Annotated in this window: 17 protein-coding genes and 3 pseudogenes; 16 read left to right on the top strand and 4 right to left on the bottom strand. The window is 30.9% G+C overall.

Going from position 1 to position 20745, the window contains the following annotated elements; translation table 11 throughout:
- Positions 1–563 precede the first annotated feature (563 nt).
- The 6 genes and pseudogenes from SJY24_RS02085 to SJY24_RS02060 all read left to right on the top strand — a co-directional run bounded on the left by SJY24_RS02085 (position 564) and on the right by SJY24_RS02060 (position 5936).
- A complete protein-coding gene (locus SJY24_RS02085) occupies positions 564–1334 on the top strand; it encodes an ABC transporter ATP-binding protein (RefSeq protein WP_097872442.1) in 771 nt (256 codons plus the stop codon).
- On the top strand, positions 1309–3252 hold the full coding sequence (locus SJY24_RS02080; RefSeq protein ID WP_097872441.1) for an FtsX-like permease family protein: 1944 nt from the start codon (positions 1309–1311) through the stop codon (positions 3250–3252). The genes SJY24_RS02085 and SJY24_RS02080 overlap by 26 nt, the downstream gene beginning before the upstream one ends.
- 62 nt (positions 3253–3314) lie before the next feature.
- A pseudogene (locus SJY24_RS02075) lies at positions 3315–3635 on the top strand (transglycosylase SLT domain-containing protein); the annotation flags it as partial.
- Positions 3592–3764: pseudogene (locus SJY24_RS02070) on the top strand (IS4 family transposase); the annotation flags it as partial. The pseudogenes SJY24_RS02075 and SJY24_RS02070, both read left to right, overlap by 44 nt.
- Positions 3765–4006: 242 nt before the next feature.
- Positions 4007–5116, top strand: coding sequence for an acyltransferase family protein (locus SJY24_RS02065; RefSeq protein ID WP_377863580.1), 1110 nt, complete (start codon positions 4007–4009; stop codon positions 5114–5116).
- A gap of 163 nt (positions 5117–5279) precedes the next feature.
- Positions 5280–5936, top strand: a complete 657-nt coding sequence (locus SJY24_RS02060; protein WP_098270707.1) for a lysozyme family protein — start codon at positions 5280–5282, stop codon at positions 5934–5936.
- Between the two features lie 181 nt (positions 5937–6117).
- Here the strand turns inward: SJY24_RS02060 and SJY24_RS02055 are convergent.
- Positions 6118–6192 (bottom strand): annotated as a pseudogene (locus SJY24_RS02055) (IS6 family transposase); the annotation flags it as partial.
- A gap of 151 nt (positions 6193–6343) precedes the next feature.
- Between SJY24_RS02055 and SJY24_RS02050 the strand changes: the two are divergent.
- Positions 6344–7528: an FtsW/RodA/SpoVE family cell cycle protein gene (locus SJY24_RS02050; protein WP_377863579.1), complete on the top strand. Its 1185-nt coding sequence runs from the start codon at positions 6344–6346 to the stop codon at positions 7526–7528.
- Positions 7529–8607: 1079 nt separating this feature from the next.
- Here the strand turns inward: SJY24_RS02050 and SJY24_RS02045 are convergent.
- Both SJY24_RS02045 and SJY24_RS02040 read right to left on the bottom strand, forming a co-directional pair.
- Positions 8608–9468 (bottom strand): alpha/beta hydrolase, encoded by an 861-nt coding sequence (locus SJY24_RS02045; protein WP_377863578.1) that lies wholly within the window; start codon positions 9466–9468, stop codon positions 8608–8610.
- 1174 nt (positions 9469–10642) lie between these two features.
- Positions 10643–11212: a TetR/AcrR family transcriptional regulator gene (locus SJY24_RS02040; protein ID WP_377863577.1), complete on the bottom strand. Its 570-nt coding sequence runs from the start codon at positions 11210–11212 to the stop codon at positions 10643–10645.
- Positions 11213–11621: 409 nt separating this feature from the next.
- Between SJY24_RS02040 and asnB the strand changes: the two genes are divergently transcribed.
- Both asnB and SJY24_RS02030 read left to right on the top strand, forming a co-directional pair.
- Positions 11622–13445, top strand: coding sequence for an asparagine synthase (glutamine-hydrolyzing) (gene asnB / locus SJY24_RS02035; protein ID WP_377863576.1), 1824 nt, complete (start codon positions 11622–11624; stop codon positions 13443–13445).
- Between the two features lie 910 nt (positions 13446–14355).
- Entirely contained in the window at positions 14356–14604 is a 249-nt protein-coding gene (locus tag SJY24_RS02030) for a hypothetical protein (RefSeq protein WP_377863575.1), read from the top strand.
- A 35-nt stretch (positions 14605–14639) separates the two neighbouring features.
- Here SJY24_RS02030 and SJY24_RS02025 read toward each other — a convergent pair whose 3' ends face one another.
- Positions 14640–14978, bottom strand: a complete 339-nt coding sequence (locus tag SJY24_RS02025) for a nitrous oxide-stimulated promoter family protein (protein WP_377863574.1) — start codon at positions 14976–14978, stop codon at positions 14640–14642.
- Positions 14979–15407: 429 nt separating this feature from the next.
- Between SJY24_RS02025 and SJY24_RS02020 the strand changes: the two genes are divergently transcribed.
- The 7 genes from SJY24_RS02020 to SJY24_RS01990 all read left to right on the top strand — a co-directional run bounded on the left by SJY24_RS02020 (position 15408) and on the right by SJY24_RS01990 (position 20597).
- On the top strand, positions 15408–15626 hold the full coding sequence (locus SJY24_RS02020) for a helix-turn-helix transcriptional regulator (protein ID WP_377863573.1): 219 nt from the start codon (positions 15408–15410) through the stop codon (positions 15624–15626).
- Positions 15619–16092: a DUF2178 domain-containing protein gene (locus SJY24_RS02015; RefSeq protein ID WP_377863572.1), complete on the top strand. Its 474-nt coding sequence runs from the start codon at positions 15619–15621 to the stop codon at positions 16090–16092. The genes SJY24_RS02020 and SJY24_RS02015 overlap by 8 nt, the downstream gene beginning before the upstream one ends.
- 401 nt (positions 16093–16493) lie before the next feature.
- Positions 16494–16859, top strand: a complete 366-nt coding sequence (locus SJY24_RS02010; protein ID WP_377863571.1) for a transposase — start codon at positions 16494–16496, stop codon at positions 16857–16859.
- Entirely contained in the window at positions 16852–17040 is a 189-nt protein-coding gene (gene hfq, locus SJY24_RS02005; RefSeq protein ID WP_377863570.1) for an RNA chaperone Hfq, read from the top strand. The genes SJY24_RS02010 and hfq overlap by 8 nt, the downstream gene beginning before the upstream one ends.
- Positions 17041–18655: 1615 nt before the next feature.
- Positions 18656–18805 (top strand): zinc-finger domain-containing protein, encoded by a 150-nt coding sequence (locus SJY24_RS02000; protein WP_377863569.1) that lies wholly within the window; start codon positions 18656–18658, stop codon positions 18803–18805.
- Between the two features lie 253 nt (positions 18806–19058).
- Positions 19059–19460, top strand: coding sequence for a hypothetical protein (locus SJY24_RS01995; protein WP_377863568.1), 402 nt, complete (start codon positions 19059–19061; stop codon positions 19458–19460).
- Positions 19461–19790: 330 nt separating this feature from the next.
- Positions 19791–20597 carry an arylamine N-acetyltransferase family protein gene (locus SJY24_RS01990; protein WP_377863566.1) on the top strand — a complete coding sequence of 269 codons (807 nt, stop codon included), beginning with the start codon at positions 19791–19793 and terminating at the stop codon, positions 20595–20597.
- The last annotated feature ends 148 nt before the right edge of the window (positions 20598–20745 follow it).

The following is a 20745-nucleotide window of genomic DNA, read 5'->3' as shown; positions in this document are numbered from 1 at the left end:
TTGAATATTAAAACCATAATTCATAAGTATATCTATATTGAGAAATTTATTACAAATTTTGTTGTAAATGGTTTGAAAAACGAATGTAAACTTTTACCCAGTAGTTTACTTTCATACTATTGATTTTTATACGTGTTTGGTAAAGAAGACACAATGAATTGCAAATAAAAACTATACCGAAATCTAGTTCGGTATATTAAAGTGCATATAAAAAATCCCTCTTTGTTATCTCCCCAAAAAAGAATCATTGCCGAGGATCTTATAAACTGTATTTTCAGAAACATGACAAGCATGTAAGTAGAATGTAAGGCAATTCAATATGAGAAAAACAATTTTACTACTACAATGAATAACAGAAACATTCATGAAATACCTGTGATGCAATATCAAGTTATTTTAGTGCTTAAAACATTCGACCAAGTATTACAGCTTAAATAAGGAAATACGAAACTAGACCAACAATTAATGGTAAATTACTCGTATCTTAAAAAAAGTAAAAATGTTGGCAGGCATCATCTATCAACGCTCATTCTTAGTGTGTAAATTTGGAGGGAATTTCTCATATGAAAATAGTAAAAGTAAAAGATCTTAGTAAAGAATACACAGGAAAGGTTTCACATACAGCACTTTCAAATATTAATTTAACAATTACAGAAGGAGAATTTGTTGGGATTATGGGTCCTTCTGGTAGTGGGAAAACAACGTTATTGAATATGATTTCTACTATTGACTCGCCAACATCAGGCAGTGTATTCATTAATAATAAAAATCCTTATCAACTTTCACCCAATGATTTGGCCGTATTTCGCAGACAGGAATTAGGATTCGTCTTTCAATCCTTTAACCTGTTGCATACATTAACAGTAAAAGAGAATATGGTTCTTCCGCTCGTATTAGATGGCATGAATGTGAAAAGAATAAATAAACGAGTAGAATCTATTTCAAAAAAATTAGGAATCAGTGAAATTTTAAATAAACGAACATATGAAATATCAGGAGGACAAGCACAGCGAACAGCGATTGCCCGTGCACTCATTCATTCTCCTAAATTGGTCCTTGCCGATGAACCAACAGGAAACTTAGATTCTAAAGCTTCCCAAGATGTAATGGAGATATTAACACAATTAAATAAAGAAGAAAAGGCAACAATGATGTTAGTAACGCACGATCCGGTTGCTGCAAGTTACTGTGACCGCGTTATTTTTATTAAAGATGGACAGTTATATAATGAAATTTTCTACAATGACAATCGTTCGTTATTTTATCAAAATATTATGGACAGTCTTTCTATGTTAGGAGGGAAAAAAAATGATTTTTCGACAGCTCGCATTTAATAATGTTATACGGAATAAACGAATATATCTTGGGCATTTTTTTAGTAGTACATTTGCGGTAATGATTTTCTTTACTTATGGGCTACTTGTCTTTCATCCGAATCTACAAGGCGAACTGACTCATGCAAGTACCATAATGAATACATTTGGGAAAATAGGATTTCAACTATCGTATTACTTAATCTTTGTTTTCTCTTTCTTATTTATTTTCTATTCTGTTAGCGCATTTTTAAAAAATAGAAAAAAAGAGTTTGGATTATTAATGTTACATGGAATGTCTCATCAACAGCTTCATCGATTAATTTTTTTCGAAAACATGTTGATTGGAATCCCTTCTATACTAGCAGGTATTGGGCTTGGGATGGTTTTTTCTAAATTATTTTTACTAGTTAGTGGGTCTTTATTAGGAGTAGAGCATACGTTATCATTTTACTTTCCATTAAAGTCTATGGGAGTAACAGCTATTTCCTTTTTTGTTTTATTCCTACTCATTTCATTGTTTACAGCAAAAATGGTGAAAATGAATGAGCTTGTAGAACTCATAAAATCAGAGGAAAAACCAAAAACTGAGCCGAAAGCGTCCGTTTGGATCTCCTTGTTGGCAATTATCTTAATTGGAGCAGGTTACTCCGCCGTTCACCACTGTATCGTCGCGGTGAATTACATGAGTACTTTGAATCAAGTATTCCTACTCGTAGGAGTAGGTGTCTTATTAATTGTATTTGGAACCTATTTTTTCTTTACTCAATTGTGTGTATATGTGATATACACTTTAAAAAATAGAGAAATTACATTCTTTAAAAGAACCAATCTCCTTGTTATTTCAGAATTAATGTTTCGAATGAAAGATAATGTGAGAACGTTCTTTATAGTTACAATTATATCAGCTGTATCTTTTACAGCAATTGGAGTTTGTACGGCAATCGCAAATCCTGAATTGGCAAAAAATGAGACCCCATATGCATTTACCTATCAATCGGATAAGGGGAATACACAAGAAAAATCCCATATTGAAGAGATAAAAAAGCAATTAGAAGAATCTGGATTTTCTTATAAACTTGTAGCAACAGAATTTAAAATGGCACAAAACGAGGTGTTAATTAATCTTTCTACGTATAATGAATACGCTAAAAAATTAGGGTATGAAATAGAAAAATTAACAAATGAAAATGAAAGTATCGCTATACTACCAAAGAAAAATCACACAAGTGAAGAGGGTCGAAAAACATTTGAATTAAAACATGGTGAACTAGAAGTACCACTTTCTGTTCAAAAAACAATTTATATCCCAGAATTCGCCAAGATTTTTAAACCTGTTATTGTCTCTGATGCTGTTTACAGTAAGGTTCTAAATGTTCAACAAGAAAGTGTACTCCGGGATTACACCATATACGGTTTTATCATAAAAAATTGGTCTGAAACAAGTGAAATTTCTACAAAACTTATTAAGCTCATTGGTACGAGTCAAGATGATTTTTATGACTTTTCATCTTTGTATTTAAAATGGCTTGAACTGAAACAACAAAATGGATTACTTTCTATTTCAAGTGTATTGGTGGGGATTGTATTTTTCGTATTTACGTTAAGCTTTTTATATTTCCGTCTATTTACTGATTTAGAACGTGATCAAGAGCAATATCAGATGCTTTCAAAATTAGGTTTAAGCCAAAAAGAGTTAAAGCAAATTGTGACAAGACAAATGATGATTCTATTTTTCTTACCGATTGTAGTAGCTATGGTTCACAGCAGTTTTGCATTTCTAACTTTTCACCAATTAGGACAAGCAGTAAGTAGGGAAATATCCGTTATTCAAAGCTCAATTGTTGTATTAGTAAGCTTTATTTGTATGCAAATTATTTACTTCCTTATTATTAGAAATCACTATATAAAACGCATATGTACAAAAATATATTCATAAAAAAATAACCAAAAAATTGAAGGGGCATACTCAATCACTAATTATGGTTGGATATGCACCTTGAAAGCAAGTTTGATCCAAATGCAGTTGGAGATCAGGGTACATCCCTTGGACTGCTTCAAATCCATCGAGGTGGATTAGCACCCAGAGATTTAACGAACGAAGATTTGAAAAATGCAGAAACCAATACTCGAATTGCAATAACTAATATGACACGTGCATATAACCGTGGTTTACAGAAAAGTTTAAAAGGACCAGATCTATTAAAGCATGTTACTAATACCTCGGGTTGGACTGGAAATAAGGGTGTTCAATGGGCAGAGAAACAGACAGAATTTAATCAGTCAACGAGTAGCAAGTGCTCCCTTAGTACAATTATGTAGTAAACTTCATGCAGCCACTGGTACCTAACTCAGCCTTGAGGGCTTAAATAAACGCTTAAATACAAAGGCAGTTTTGTTTTTACAACATATTTTTCTTTATTGTTACAACAAAAACGCTGTGAACAAACACAGACTTTAACATTTAAAATAAATAAATAAATAAATAAATATGTTTATGCGTTTCAATAAATTGGAATACCATCTTAAAAAAAACTTTAGATATATTTTATTTTTTCTTTCTATAATTATTCTATAATTTATGCATGAATATGAAAAATCTCTTTAAAAGATACACAACTTTTTTTGTAGTATCGAGGGGTTAAATGACCTGTATAAACAGCAAAAACTACAATTGACAAGGAGAACACTTTATGAGTAAGAGAATAAACGAATTAGACTCAATACGAGGACTAGCGGCTATCACAGTGGTATTTGGACACTTTTGTTTAATGCTACCATCGTTGCCTAATTCTATTAAATTTTCCCCGCTTAGGTTTTTATGGGCGGGTGGAGAAGCCGTAATCGTTTTTTATGTACTAAGTGGTTTTGTGTTATCTATGGCACTTTATCATTCAAAAACAAATTATTGGGGATATTTAATTAAGAGATTTGTAAGAATCTATATTCCTTATTATTTTTGGATAATCATTACCTTTGCTTTATTTATTTTGTTTTCACCATATGAAGTTACGGGACTACGAGATTGGTTCTATGATAAGTGGCAAGGGCCTATAACAAAATTAGATATTATGAATCACTTTGTACTTCTTAATAACTTTTTTACGGATAATTATAATCCGGTTATCTGGTCATTAGCTCAAGAAATGCGTATATCTATCGTGTTTCCCTTGCTATTCCTTCTGTTTTATAAACAGAGTTGGAAGAAAACGATACTGTTTGCTATGAGCTTTTCTTTAATTGGTATTTTCCTTAATATGTTGCATATTGGGAAAGCTGAGGGGTTTTATAATGGTTATGCCGATACACTGCATTTCACATCTATGTTTATGGTTGGAATGCTACTTTTTAAACATCAGGAAGAACTTACTCAATTATATAGAAGTATGAAAAACTTAAACAGAAAACTTCTTATCGCATTAGGGGTCTTTCTATATCTATATTCCATTATGATTTATGGGCTTTCTAGTAATGATGCTACTTTCTTATTAAAAGATTGGGGTGTCGTAATTGGTGTTAGTATAATAATCATTATGGCAATGAATAACCTAAAGGTAAAAGCTATTTTAAATAAGGGTGTATTTGTATACTTAGGGGAAATTTCATATAGTATCTATTTATGTCATTTTCCAATCACGATGGTACTCTTTAAACTTTTGTATGCAAAGATACCCACCCTTTTTCTTCTTATCTTATGTATTACAACGACAATACTTTGTTCTATATTATCGTATCATTTAATTGAAAAGAAATGTATCAATTGGGCAAAACAAAGAACAACAAAGTTCACAAAAAAAGTGTGACACTTGTAGGGGTACGGAAACGATTCAAAGAATAACCCGCCTTGAAAAATCCTCCAATTCAGGCGGTTGTTTTTCTTTAAATTTCTATATTAAACTTTACACCTAAAAGAAATAATTTTGAGACCAAAAAGGTACGAATTTTTTATACGAGGAGGAGTATTATATGAAGGATACGATTAAAACACGATTTATTATAGTATTCTATATTAGTATTTTAGGTTTAGGAACCATGCTTGGAATATTTTATGTTAAGCATAAAACCAATATTCAAAGAAATAAAGTGATTGCTACCGAAAAACGTTTATTGCAATACGAGCCCACCTTGAAAAAAGAATTAGAAACATATAATTTAGGAGGCAAAACAGCAGTTTTATTAGGAATTATGTACCAAGAGAGTAGAGGTGAGGGTAACGACCCTATGCAGTCTTCTGAATCACTTGGATTAAAGCCTAATGAAATTCAAGAGACAAGCTTGAGCATTAAACAAGGGGTAAAACACTTTGCTCAAATGTACAAATATGGAACGGAAAAAGATGTTAGCATGGATACAATTATTCAAAGCTATAATATGGGACCAGGGTATATTGATTTTATTGCTAGTCAAGAAGTTAAACAACACTCGGAAGATTCGGCCAAAAATTTTTCTAAGATGAAAGTTGATCAAAATCCAGAGATGTACACTTGTGGTGGAAATAAAAATAATTTTAGGTATCCATATTGTTATGGTGATTTCACATATGCAACAAAGGTGAATGAAAAAGCAAAACTTATTGAAGAAATTCTCCGAAAAAATTCAAAATATAATTCAAAAAATTTTTAATGTATGAACTTTAAGATTCATGTGAGAGATCTATTAAATTAATTATAGTGATACTCGTATTCTAAAAATAGTCTGACTACATATCTGGTTCAGATAAGTTTGGAGTGACTCATGCAAAGTAGGCAGGATTTAAAAAGCACTCCACTAAGTCACGAGAATTTAGGTTTTACCTTAGGTATCATTTCACGTTCAACAAAATAATATTAGGTTGATAATGTCTCCATTTAAATAAACTTTCCTTATCCATACTAATCATACACCTTTTTAAAGTAGTCTAATCAGTATGGATAATTTTGAGAATGTTCAATCTATCCTTATTATTGTAAAATATTAATAAATGTTAATGTACACATAAAAAACAGGATAGTTCCTATAAAAAGTAAATACCACAATGTCTAGGGGGGGAAATGGTGGAAAAAATAGTTTTTTTAAAAAAATTAGATAAGAAACTAATATTCATTTTATTCATATTATGTGTCACCAGTATTGTTGCAATATACAGTAGTCAGCAAACCGGGCAATATGGTAACCAAAATTTTGCTATGAAACAAATGGTAAATTACGCCATCGGTTTTGTTTTATTATTAATTGTTGCCAGTATCGATTTAGATCAATTACAAAAATTAGCTTGGCCGATTTATATTGTGGGGTTCATCTCAATTATCATCTTAAAGGTATTACCAGTATCAAGTTTTACACCTGAAATATCAGGGGCAAAAAGATGGTTTAGATTTCCAATTATTGGTGCTACTCAACCAGCTGAATTTTTTAAGCTTGCCTTACTTCTTCTGGTCGCTAGTTTAGTCGTAAAACATAATGCACAGTATATGGCACGGACATTTCAAACTGATTTACTTTTGATTGGTAAAATATCTTTGATATCTATTCCACCAGCGTTACTTGTTTATAGTCAACCTGATACGGGAATGGTGTTCCTATATATAGCAGCCATTGCATGTATTATATTTATGTCAGGAATTCAAAAAAAGTTAATCATACTATGTGCAGGAATTCCGATGACTGTATTGTCTGCTTTAATATTTATATACGTAAAATATCCAGATATTTTCTTCAATAAGTTAGTTACTTTATTAAAGCCTCACCAACAATCGCGAATTTTAGGCTGGTTAGATCCATTTCAGCATACAGATCAGGGATATCAAACTCAACAATCACTTTTAGCTGTTGGTAGTGGAGGGATAGAAGGAAAAGGCTTCGGTTCTGGAAATGTTTATATTCCAGAAAAACATACTGATTTCATTTTTGCCACAATTGCCGAAGAAGGCGGTTTTATAGTTGCTACTTTTATAATATGCATATTCTTCTTACTGCTTTCCCGAATACTTATAATTGGTAATTCCGCAAATAATTTATTCGGCACCTTACTATGCGCAGGAATTGTAGGCGTTCTAATGTTACAATTTTTTCAAAATATCGGTATGATTGTGGGATTAATGCCTGTCAAAGGTATTGCACTTCCATTTTTATCATATGGCGGAAGCTCTTTATTTTCGAACATGCTAATGATGGGGCTTATTCTATCCACACGAAAAACATACAAAGAATATATGTTTTCAGTGAATCAGCACTAAATATCAAATAAAAAGTGCTTATACCTTAACTATTCGTAGAATAACACGAGATGAATAAAAAAGGTTACAGAGCTATAATCAATTATTGTTAATAGACAGAGGGAGGAGAATAATAAATCTACAAATTATGGTCAGGAGAGGTTTTGCTCTTTGTAAGGATGAAAGGTGAAAAGAACAACCTTCCATCACAGGGTGCAGATTTTAAATATTTAATACCAGATAATATCGAAGAAAATAAAGAATATTCCTGTTGCAGAATCCTTATTATAAGGATTCTTTTTTTGTATCAAAAATCTACAAAGAAAAAAGATAAGATCGGGAACACAATCTTATCTTTAGCACAAGGAGTAAACAAAAGGATAACTATCATATTGTTATTATAATTTATTTTTTGTTAATTTTGAATATTAGAACCATAATTAACAACTATATCTATATTGAGAAATTTATTACCAATTTAATTATAAATGATTCGAAACTCCAAAGTAAACTTTTAGCCATTAGTTTACATTCAAATCTTTGGTTTTATTAACTTCATTACAACTTACTCATTTTCCCCAAAACCACTGCCAAAAGTATACATTCAAAACACGATAAAACAAGGGATAAATAACCAACTAATAAATATATTTTTTCTGAAAATTTATGCTATAATTAATCTGTACAAAGGTTGGTATCCTTTTACTTCTAATATTGTATTGATTTATATGTAGTACCCTACTACTTAAATATGGATCTACAAACAAAAAGAACTAGTATCATACTAGTTCTTTTTGTTTATTTAGAATAAATAAAATTTAAAAAACACATAAATATTCATGTTACCATATATTATGACACTCAATTTTGTTTATACCATACAACAAAATTAAACTAATCCCTTATCTATAATAGATAAGGGATTAGTTTGTATAAATAATTTTTATTTAACAATTTTAATCCTGTCCAAAGATTAAAAACCATATTAAAAGTTTACATAACCCCACTTATCTGTATTCAATGTATCTAGAAAAAACCCCTTCAGTTTATTTGCTGAAGGGGTTTCGTATTTACATAAAATTTGAAAGCAGAAGTAAAAATTATTGTTTATTTAGTTTTAAACTTAAATTTTTGAAAAGCCATTTGATTCTATCTTCAGAAGCAGTATCACATGCTGTAAAGAGATGATCTGTCTCGTACCAGATAATTTCTTTAGGTAGATTTGCATTTGTATAAAAACTATTCGCTTGATTTTTTGATACAAATTCGTCATTATAAGCAAATTGAAAGAATAAAGATGCTGGTACAGTTTTGTCTATGTAGTGAATAGCATCTAAGGGTTCGAGTGCTGAGATAAATGAATGGAATTTTTCTTCTGATAACATATTTCGAATTAATACTGCTAGAGGGTGGTCACTTGTTTTATGCCACATAGATACACTTGAAAAACCTGCCATCAAAATATATGTTTTAATACGTTTTTCAACTCCTGCAAGGACACCTCCCCAAGTAGCACCTAAGCTATGCCCAATATACGCAATTTGTTTTGAATCAACATTATTAAAAGTAGATAGCAAATCTATTCCTCTTCTAATGTCGAGTATTGTTTGAATATATTTTTGAATATCTGTCATTGCTTCTACCATGTAATGCAATTCTTGCTCTGTGGAAGGGGGGAGTGGAGATGCACCACGCACTATAGGTGCATCAATTAAAAGAGAAAAAACACCATTTAAAGCTAATTTCTCAGCTTCTGGTAAAAAGGTTTTTCTATTACCTTGTCCTGGGTGCATAAAGATTACAGCTGGTGAAGGAGTACTTGTTTTTGGAGCCACTAAATAAGCTGAAACTTTCCCGCCACATGGACTTAAATAATTTATATCTTTAACTGTATGACTGTCATAAACAACAGATGAAACTTCTTGAAAGTCTAAAGGGAGGCTATGGTCATATTCGAACATTAATGACAACTCCTTTTATAGGAAATTTTACCATAAATAAATATTAGATATATATAAATTACAGTTTCTTTTTGCATATCTTATTGGGTACGGAAACGATTCTGGGTATAAGGGGCTACTATGTAAAAAATTACTTAGCAAAACCATTAAAAAGAACTTGTAGCTATAAATTTTTAGAGGAAGCATCCATAGCGGATGCTTTTTTCTTTACTATATAAAATTTATATAATAAATGAGAAATTAAATAAGAGGACAATAGAACACTGTAACTCATCATACCTCACACGTTGATTCATAACTAAAATATTTTAAACAAACGCTTGTTGAATTTTCCTATACCTGATTTCTTCATCACATAAATAAAAAAAGGTAAGAAAAGCCCATTTACATATATTTAAGAATTATAGTTAGTTATAATATAAAATTCATTTTCTTATAGTTAATTAATCCTGAATATAAATATATGTTCTTCTATAAGAATCCCACATTCTTCTCTATTTACCTATACTTATATATTTCACAATTTATTATGAAATATATATTTATTTAAAGTGTTTTATTCGAAATGTATAATTGGAGTTTTTATGGAGTCAAGGAGGTTGTTTGTTCTCCCTTTCTAAATTCACATAATTTTCAAATATTAAAATTGAGTATGGTGAGATTTGTTATATAATGAAATCAAGCCATATGTAAGATGGTTTCCCCGTTACGAGTAATGAGATAGTTTGATTCACCTTTTATACATTATCTGAAAAAGAACTTGTAGGGATTCCTACAAGTTCTTTTTGCTTTCCATATCAATCGCATCCTTATTTAGAGTACTAGTATGTCCAATTTTAGGAGGTTACTTACAAGCGTTTTGGAATTTTTGCACCAGAAACCTTATTATAAGAATTCCTTTATTGTATTAAATCCACAAATAAATCTTGAACATAACTCAGACATCTTAGGGCGAATTCGTTAGCTATCAAAAGTAACGACAAACCGAGAAGTCCTGCTTCAAGTAAGCACGTAAGAGCTACTAAAAAGGGGGAGTTCACATATCCTATTCTTATTGCCCACAATACAATTATCAACACTCTTTTAAAACTAGAATCACACACATTATCAATCACTTGGCTAAATTAATATTTTCTACATAAAGTAAATTTTGTTGTTTTATCATGTTGTTAAACTAGTTTTTAAGAAGCATATGCTTTAGTAATTGTAAAAATTCTTTATCGCTTTTCTCACTTTTAATATAATCCTGTTCATAGTCAAAAATCATTCGTACTAACATAAAAGCTGTCAGCGGTAACGGTAGGTTATGCAGAACTCCTTGCTGATAACCTTTTTCAAGTAAATGACTTATCATTTTAATTGCCTCTTCTTCAGATTCTTTAAAACAAGCTGTAATTTCAGGCGAACGGTATTCTTTATATTCTTGAAAGAGTGTAGAAACAAAAGGATCTTGATGATATTCTGTACTAATATGATGAAGGACCCTTTGTATTCGAATTAAAACATCTTTTTCTTCTTTATATAAATTAAATAATTGTGAGCGTTTAAGCTGAATATAACGCATATAGCAGTCACACAATATTTCAGTTTTATCTGTATAATAATAATAAATAGTACCTTTACCAATTTTGGCTTTTTTCGCAATTTCGTCAACCGTCGTGCTACGGACACCACGCGTAGAGAACAGTATTGTGGCTGATTGAATAATTTTTATTTTTTTATTTTCTTTTTCTAATTTTATCATTGTCTACACCCTATCCTTGAAATATTTAGCAAAGTTTTCTTGAATTAAATTCGCTATCATTCTACTTGTAACTCTAATAAAAAATCCTCTATTTGCTTGTTATAGAATATCATACACTATTCCTATGCTATTCACTTAAGTATAGTCAGAGTGCCCCATGAAGAAATAGAATTTTATATGCTGAAGATAAAAATGAAAGCTTGGAATAGTATTTTTTTGAACGAATGTTCAGAATTCAAGTAAAAGGAGTCAGTAAATTCATTTTCCGATGAATAATTTGATTTTTTTTAAAATTCATTTTATTATACAAACATGACTAAAATATATATTTAGTCGGATTTTTTTGTGTAAACTCGACCAAAGTTTGGTTTTAGTCGATTTCTATACTATTTGAGAGAAGGTAGACACTATGTGTGGAATTGCAGGATGGATAGACTGGTCTAAAGACCTTTCAGATCAACAAGAAACGTTAAAAAACATGACAGATGCTATTATTCACCGAGGACCTGATGCAGAAGGATTTTGGTTTTCAAAACGAGCGGCATTAGGTCATCGACGTCTCATCGTCATTGATCCTGAAGGTGGCCTTCAACCTATGCTGTATAAAGATGGAAATGATACGATTGGCCTTACATTCAATGGAGAAATCTATAACTATCAAGAATTACGTAAAGAACTTGAGGAGAAAGGTCATAAATTTCAGACCAAGTCAGATACAGAAGTATTACTACATGCTTACTTAGAATGGCAAGAAGATTGTGTTCAACACTTGAATGGAATTTTTGCTTTTGGTATTTGGGATGAAAGATTTGGGAAATTGATGCTTGGTCGTGATCACCTAGGTGTGAAGCCTTTATTCTTCGCGCAACGTGGAAGTGCAATTCTCTTTGGTTCAGAACTAAAAGTTTTACTTTCGCATCCACTTGTAGAAGCAGAAGTAGATAAAGAAGGACTTTCTGAAATATTTTGTCTTGGACCAACACGTACTCCTGGCCATGCTATTTTCAAAGACATACATGAAGTGCGTGCTGGTCATTATATGACGTTTACGTCCAACGATTCGAATTCAAAACAGTATTGGAAACTTGAAAGTAAAAGACATATAGATGATATTGATACGACAGTCGAAACAATCCGCTCCATTTTACAAGATACGGTTAAACGACAGTTAATTGCTGATAAACCAGTGGTATCTATGCTTTCCGGAGGGCTAGATTCAAGTGGTCTAACAGGTTTAGCAGGAAATGAATTTGAGAATAAAGGGAAACGCCTTCATACATATTCTCTTACCTTTACGAATGATGAAAAAGATTTTGAACAAGATTTCCTTCGTTTTGATCGTGATGAACCTTGGGTGAAACGAGTGGCTGAATATGTTGGAACAAAACATCACTCTGTAGAGCTGGGATCAGACAAGTTAATAGAGCATTTATTAACTCCAATGCGAGCACGTGATTTACCTGGAGTTGGAGAACTAGAAACGTCTCTTTATTTGTTATTTAAGGAAATGAAAAAAGACGCAACAGTCGCGCTCTCAGGGGAATCAGCGGATGAAATTTTCTCAGGTTACCCATGGTTCCATCAAGAACAGTTTTTAGATGCAGAAGTGTTCCCTTGGAGTGTTAATTTATGGTATAGTACGGACATTTTATCAGAAGATTTTAAAGCGAAGATTAACCCTGAAAAATATCAAAAACAAAAATTCCAAGAGGCAGTTAGTGAGATTGCCTTTTTAGAAGGTGAAAATGATCTGCAAATGAAGCAACGTCGAATGTCCTATATGTTTATTACACGTTTCTTGCCATTTATGCTAGAACGTAAGGACCGTACAAGTATGATGAATGGTTTTGAAGTACGAGTTCCATTTTGCGACTATCGGCTTGTAGAATACTTATGGAATGTCCCATTCGAAATGAAAAGTATAGACAATATTGAAAAAGGCATTTTACGTCGAGCTTTTCAAACTGTACTTCCAGAGGATGTATGCTATCGTAAAAAAAGTGCATATCCAAGTACAAAGGATGCTTCTTATTTACAAGGGATTAGTAATTTGATGCTAAATGTGTTGAACGATTCTCAATCACCTATTTTGCCGCTAATTAATGTAGAAAGAGTTCGTGCTATTGCACAAGGAAAAGACAAAGTAATTTCTGGTAATGATGCACGAGGTATAATAGATTATCTACTTCAAGTTAATAGTTGGCTTCAGGAATATAATATTAAATTAGTATAGTGGATGTAACTTAAACTATAGAGTATAGATGAATACTCAATCGCTTAAGTGAACCGTACCTCCAATTGTCGGCATTTGTTATTTAATAGAATAAACCCGTGATTAATATCGTTTCCCGGTTACAAATAATGAGATAGTTTGTTTCAACTTTTTTACATTATCTAAAAAAGAACTTGTAGTGTTTTCTACAAGTTCTTTTTGCTTTTCGAATTGAATTTAAACATAACTGGGAGCCTCTACTCGATTTAACTATAACACTATCAAAAGGTACACCTTTTGAAGTTTATTAAAATCTACCTGATTTAGTGCTTCGAAAGGTTCAAAAATGCATTTTTAAAGTACTAAATAATTTATGGTACCTTTTGAAATATTTTTGGTTTCATTTCATTAGAAACAATTCCGACTGTATAACTAAAAAATGTGATATAATATCTATTGAACATATGAATAGGATAACAACTACCTGCTGTTGGCAAGTAGCAATTTATCTAATGAAAAGATCACTTATTTCCAAGACAAGTGATCTTTTTATATACATTTACTATACTATTTTTGAGATCCATTAGATATTTTAGTTCCCTTATTGATATTGCGTACTCATTTCCCCACTCCTTTGATTTAAATACTATATCCCGTTTTCAGCAGCATCGAGCTATAGTATCTACTCGACATTTAATATGTATTGTTTAATCTAAAAGCACCTGTTCTATCGCACAGTTATCACAATATATACACCTTCCATAAATCCTTCTCCACAAGATTCACATGAATATCGATCTTCATATCCAACTTCATATTCTCACACGTTATTTCCTCTTTTACACAAGTTCACAAAAACAATACAATAATAAATTTTTATATTATAATATAATTAAATACACTTCGTTATTTACAAACAGGAGGGATTTCATTGGAAGACTTTGATGATGAGCTACGCCAAATCGATATGAATCAAAAAGAAGCAATACTAGTTGTAAGGGCTTACAAAAGGTATTTAGCAAAAACAGATAAAGATAGAGAATATGGAACAGAAGTGATTAAACGTATTAGCAATAGTGATACTACTCGTGAGGATGCTGATTTTATTATAAGATGCACGGAAGTTATTGATGATATTATCGATAAAGTCGTCGAGGAGAAAGTAGCAAATAAAAGCTAACCTACTACTATAAGATAACCCTCCTCAAAAAACATCTAAATAGGATGTTTTTTTCTTTTTGGTAAGTCAGGAGACTTCTTCATTATGTCAACAGCATGCATGACCGCGAAATATGGATGTTTTAAAATCATTTTTGGTCCGCTCTTCCTCATAACATCCTTAACTAAACCTTTCATACCTGGTTTATAACAGTGAATTTTGCAATTTTGACATGCTGGTTTCTTTTCTTGAAATGGACATTTTGATAAACGAAAATAAGCATAATCTTTTAATCTTTGACATTTTTCACATATAGTATCTTGCTTATGTTCGTTTTTACAATACATATCAATCATTAAGCTAATTGTTTTCTCTTCACGTTCAATTCGATTCATAGGCTGGTGCCTCCTGTTTCAAAGTCTCACTGCTTTGATTGTAAAACTTTTTTAGAGATTGTACTTGAATTCTTATTGACAGTTTTTCTAATGTTTATCTCTTTCCTAAGACTTAAATATGCATCTTTCTTTTTCTTATAAGCTTCGTGTGTATAAAAGAATCGAACAGCAAGAGTTCACTTAATTTTTCCACGTTATTGATTAATCCTATTGGAAGGTGGGGAGTGTTGGATGCTTACTGCTATATCAAGTAATTCAGCCTTAGAGCATCGAATCTGTGTATTGTTTTAGGAGCACTATAAAATTTTTAAATTGATGAATGTGTGGTGGTACCGCTTATTATAAAGTTGGATTTTTAGTGGAATGAATGTTAAGTTGATTTTACATTTTGTTAAGTATACTATATATTGAAGGTAAGAGGTGGTGAACTTGACTATTTGTAACAAAGTAAAGGAAATTAGAGCTCGTTTTAATTTCACACAAAGTGTATTAGCTGAAAAGGTTGGAGTGACAAGACAAACGATCGCAGCAATTGAAAAAGGGGATTACGTCCCTTCATTATTACTAGCATTGTCAATTTGTGATGCGTTTGATTTGAAGATGGAAGAAGTGTTTGTATTAAAGAAGGAGGAAGAAGAGGATGAATAGATTGATGATTTCTTATGTGATTAATGTACTTATTATGGCATTAGCATGCTGGGTATTCATTGAACTTTATTACGGAATTATAGAACTTGCCAATATTATTGAAGCTAAGAAAGTATCATTTGAAGTATCGTTAAATATCACACCAGTCTTATTTTTATTAGTGATAGGCATTGTAATAACAGTTTTTTATAAAATGCAGAAGAAGAAATATAAGGCCCTATCATATTTGATGTATCCACTATTATTTCCCCTAGAAGACGAACGTGAAAAGTTAATTACTGAAAGAGCTTGTCGTACAGCATTTGTATCACTCTGGTATGTGTTAATTTTCGCAGTTGGATTTTTAGTTCTTTCTCCTATCTTCAATATATTTATTCCAGGATATCCCTTATACATTGTGTTTAGTGTTTTCTTTATTCAAATGACAGTTTTTTATATATCTTTATACCGAAATAAAATAGTGTGAAGTGAGACCCTCTTGTAAAAGCAAGAGGGTTACTTTTTAGCCGATACTTGTATATATTAATATTATTTTCTAAGGACACTTTAAAATCTTAAGTTGATGGGCATGTGACGAGATCTCATATAAAAGATGTAGCAAAAAAGAACTTGTAGAATTAAGTCAAAAAGCGAAAGTTCTATAGAAAGCTCTCATAAGTATATAATCTTTGGGGCCTTTTTATAAAAAGGGGAATTTCACGTACTGTAATGTAAAATAAAAAACAAAATAATAAATTTATAGTCAACATGTAATTTTTTATTATTGATAGATTACTTGCGAAATATGTACTTAGAGCGGCATTTTAATTTAAATGTGATACGATAGTTGTATATATGCATGTAGAAGGTAAAAGGGGATGAGTGTTGATGAAAAACCATATAAAATTAAATGGAAAACTCCTTCAGACAAATAAAAAGTGGTCACATCTCCGGCAAAAACAAAAAGATCATATTTCTAATTGGTTACGTAGGGAATACATACAGTTTGTAAAAACTCATTATCGAAAGCCTAGAAAATACGAGCATGATGAGATTCTTTATGAAGTGATGTATCAAATACAGGAACGTGAAATTTCGATTCCGTATGATGAAGTAAAAAAATACTATGTAAGCAAAATAGGAAAATGGTTTAGAAAAGTAGAAGGTGAATGGGAAATGCAAATAGACAATAATGAGAGACAGCAAGTATTAAAAGAAAAGTATATACAAATAGGGGGCGTATTTCATGTATAACTTACAAGAAGATATGTATGAACAATTGAAAGAGAGAAAAGGGGAAGTCACTGTATTTTTAAAGAATGGCGTTCCAGTACGTGGGCAGATCCTTGCAATGGATAAATTTACTGTTCTTATGATGGCTCATGGTAAGCAACAACTAGTCTACAAGCAAGCAATTTCCACAATTCTTAAGTAATTTTATTTCATTTTTCGAGGGAAGAGGCAAAAACACCAAAAAAAGAAGATTGAGATCAATCTTCTTTAAAAAAGGAACAGATGACAGATTAAAGAGTACTACTCCAACTCTTAATTAATTATAACTAAGTACACGAAAAGAATTCAATTCATTGTGAATTTTCTCAATATTTTTTGGTTTAATATTAAATTATAATATAAATAATTCTTTTTATTATTATATGTTTGTTCTTTCCTGTTGTAGAATCCTTTTTATAAGGGTTCTTTTTTTATTACAGGACTTAGACGACTGAAAAAAGAATGTTGTATGCTTAAATATTTCTTAAGAATTAAGAAACCTGTTAGTAATGTTGTAAATCTTTTTACTAAATTTATTTATAATGCACTTAATTTATTTGCATTGGTGCTATTTTTTCATAACAATATTTTCGAAGATAATTGGCAAAGAAACTTTAATTTAATCATGCATAACGATTAGAAATATAAATTTAGCAAATTATAAATATGGTAAAATAATGAATGTGGATACATTCTATAAAGCAGGTTCTTTTGAAAGGCGTAACATACCAATCATTTTAGAGCATATAGCGTCACTCTAATACTAATCTCAATTTTCTTGTATTTTGTGTACTAACAATCTGGTGTATATAGATGATTCTGTTTTACAGGGTGTGTTTACACATATAACAAAGGGATATAATACGGGTAAATTTTATATTAAATGAACGTGGTTCAAGTCAGAGGAAGGCGCCTGAGAGGTGTCTTTTTTCTTATAGTGCTCCAATTTTCGAGATTTTTAAATCTAAATTTTTATCTAGGGATATTTAGATTTAAAAGTATCAAAAAGACAGCGGGCAATAGTTGTACTACATATTGATAAATAGGTATTTCCTTATAAGTTTTCTAAATTAGTGATTATAGAAATAGAAGAAGATGACTGTGTAAACTCCATACCCCTTTTTCAGATTCATTATATTTGATAGATTACCTTTATTCGTAAAAGAAATATTAAATATTTAATGTAAAACGGTATTAATTTTATTAAAAGAGAATATATAAATTTAATAATGAAAAAAACACATTAGAAAAGTTATAATTTATTATGTTTACAAAAAACTAGTAGAAATTAATATTAATGTTTTGTTTGTTGATGTGTATAAACGGAATTAATGTTAAGAATATTCAATATTAATAATATCAATTTACTATAGTTTACAATTATGTAAAACTATAACCAAGGTGGATTTTTCTTTAAAACTTATCCCTAATAAAGATTTAAATAGATTTTGGCTTCAAATGCCATCAAGAAGGAAGCCAATTTTTATATTCATTGGCTTCTTTTAAATCCATACTCTTTTTCATTTATAATTTTATCACATCATCAACATTTGTACGGAAATTCAATTTGAAAATTCAGACTAAAGCACCTTTTTATATGAAAGGAATTGTAGGATTGTTTGGGTTTAGGTTCAAAAATAGATAGACTGGTTTAAATGAGATGAATCAAATCTACTAACATTAGAAAGCGCTATCATTAGGAGTTTAATATAGGAAACTATTATATCGAAGAGATTGGAATTATGAATAATAGAGAAATGAGAATTTGTATTTAAGATTTGCAAGATCATCATACTAGTAATGTACATAAATATTGTATTGATGATTGTAAAATTGGAAAAGAAGTATATCAATTAGGAACGGAATTGATTTTTGATGAAAAGGACGCTAAAAGAAAAATAAAATTGAAGTGGGATTACATTTGCTAGCAAGCGCTTGTGTTAAGAAGAAAAGGATATTTACATATAAAAAATGTATACCAATTTGGATGTCACGTAAGTAGTTTGCGTAAACAGCTAAATCAATGTGGCTTGAAAATAATAAATTAAAAGTTGTGATAGTTGGGATAAGGAATAAAAGCATTAATGGCCTGCTTAAAAGAATTATCTGAGAAACTAGCAAGAATTGCAGATAACGCAGTAGGACGCGAGAATTTATCAAACACAATGAGGTGAATGAAATATGAAAGCAGTTGCGAAAGAAGTACAAATGATACCCTTACAAGGGGAGGAGCATTGTAATCTTCAAGCAGACGCAGAACAGTATAGTGCCGAGCGGTGTAATATAGAAAGGGAGTGTATCAAGCTAGACAGCAAATTAGTTAAAAATCGAGCGACAGAAGAAAAATGGAATGAAAGATGTAAACAAGCAGCTCAATTATTTAATCAAGGGACAGAATATCCAGATATTGCGAAAATAGTAGGGTGCAAAGTGAGTAGTTTGTATAGAGAACTCAAGAAACGTGGAGTATTACAAATGCCAAAGCAAGTAGCACCCTCTAAATCAGTAAGGTCGTCCATAATACCAGAAAAAACAAAGAAATCGAAGTTTGAACGATATAAAGAGTATTATATGTACAAATAGAAGGATTAGCGGCTATATAGTTATTTATCTGAATAATAACTGTATCTAAGATTCTCTATTTTTTGATTTATCACAAAGTATATTTTTGGAGAGCGCATATAAAATTCTTATCAACTAAGCTTTGGGGGATCAGCAAAGATACCAAAATATCAAAAACATAAATTTGAATAACTATTAAGTGATTTTTGAGCACTTGCTCCTTAATGGTAGCTTATGTTTAGTGCTACACACTCTTCTGAAAGGTATTAGTCAAGCTGTACGTCAAGTATAATTAATAGTCTTAATATATTGTTAAATGCATATAATTTCAGTAAATGGAGGACATATATAATGTTAACTGAATTACAAAAAAAGTTTTTCTCAAAATTAAAAATTACACCAAGAGAAAATTTAAAATTTGAGGATTTACACACAATTCTTTTACAGATGGGGTACTTATTACCTTATGAAAACATAGACATCATGGAAGGAAATACGAAAGAATTTTCTAGAGAAAATATTGAAGAAAAGCTGCTTTTAAAGAATCGTGGCGGATTATGTTATGAAATTAATTCTTTATTATATTATTTTTTGTGTGATTGTGGATTCAATGTGTATCGAATAGCTGGAACACTTTATGATCCGAAAACAAGAAAGTGGAACCCTGATGATGGCCACGCACTTATCGTTTTACAACACAAATATGAAAACTATATAATAGACGCCGGTTTCGCATCCTATCTTCCTTTACATCCTGTTCCTTTTCATGGTGAAAGCGTGACTTCTGTAACGGGCGAATACCGTGTTCGTAAACAAAATACGGAGAAAGGAACCCATGTATTAGAAATGAAGAAAGGAAAAAATGGAGAAACTTCACATTTTTTTGATTCGGATCTTAGTGATACCTGGTCTATCGGTTATGCTTTTTATTTAAATGCAATTAATGAAAAGAAAGTGAATGCTATACAAAACATGGTTATAGAGCATCCAGAATCGCCAGTAAATAAGGGGAATATTATTTGCAAATTAATTGAACACGGGCATATTGCACTTACTAAGCAAAGTTTTACAGAAACCCGGCATGGAAAGAAAACTAAAAAAGAAATAACAGAGAAGCAATATCATCAAATACTTAAAAATAAATTCAATATTTTGTAGACAAGTAAGATGTAGAAATTAAACTATAAGATTTTTAACTCGTTACGCCCTCATTTGTAAAAAATGGGGGTTTTTAATTAATAAGTGCTTGAAAAGTTCTGAAATATTTTTATTTTTATGAATCTTTCGGTTGTTAATAGGATAAATT

The sequence above is a fragment of the Bacillus sp. R86525 genome, assembly GCF_042466195.1.
Lineage (GTDB): Bacteria > Bacillota > Bacilli > Bacillales > Bacillaceae_G > Bacillus_A > Bacillus_A nitratireducens.
This window is presented reverse-complemented; position numbering and strand designations above follow the sequence as displayed.

Bases quoted from the DNA above. Each gene is read 5' to 3' on its own strand.
- SJY24_RS02015 (WP_377863572.1), top strand. From the start codon at position 15,619: ATGAATAGATTGATGATTTCTTATGTGATTAATGTACTTATTATGGCA.
- SJY24_RS01990 (WP_377863566.1), top strand. From the start codon at position 19,791: ATGTTAACTGAATTACAAAAAAAGTTTTTCTCAAAATTAAAAATTACA.
- SJY24_RS02085 (WP_097872442.1), top strand. From the start codon at position 564: ATGAAAATAGTAAAAGTAAAAGATCTTAGTAAAGAATACACAGGAAAG.
- asnB (WP_377863576.1), top strand. From the start codon at position 11,622: ATGTGTGGAATTGCAGGATGGATAGACTGGTCTAAAGACCTTTCAGAT.
- SJY24_RS02040 (WP_377863577.1), bottom strand. From the start codon at position 11,212: ATGATAAAATTAGAAAAAGAAAATAAAAAAATAAAAATTATTCAATCA.
- SJY24_RS02025 (WP_377863574.1), bottom strand. From the start codon at position 14,978: ATGAATCGAATTGAACGTGAAGAGAAAACAATTAGCTTAATGATTGAT.
- SJY24_RS02045 (WP_377863578.1), bottom strand. From the start codon at position 9,468: ATGTTCGAATATGACCATAGCCTCCCTTTAGACTTTCAAGAAGTTTCA.
- hfq (WP_377863570.1), top strand. From the start codon at position 16,852: ATGTATAACTTACAAGAAGATATGTATGAACAATTGAAAGAGAGAAAA.
- SJY24_RS02065 (WP_377863580.1), top strand. From the start codon at position 4,007: ATGAGTAAGAGAATAAACGAATTAGACTCAATACGAGGACTAGCGGCT.
- SJY24_RS02050 (WP_377863579.1), top strand. From the start codon at position 6,344: ATGGTGGAAAAAATAGTTTTTTTAAAAAAATTAGATAAGAAACTAATA.
- SJY24_RS02080 (WP_097872441.1), top strand. From the start codon at position 1,309: ATGATTTTTCGACAGCTCGCATTTAATAATGTTATACGGAATAAACGA.
- SJY24_RS01995 (WP_377863568.1), top strand. From the start codon at position 19,059: ATGAAAGCAGTTGCGAAAGAAGTACAAATGATACCCTTACAAGGGGAG.
- SJY24_RS02010 (WP_377863571.1), top strand. From the start codon at position 16,494: ATGAAAAACCATATAAAATTAAATGGAAAACTCCTTCAGACAAATAAA.
- SJY24_RS02060 (WP_098270707.1), top strand. From the start codon at position 5,280: ATGAAGGATACGATTAAAACACGATTTATTATAGTATTCTATATTAGT.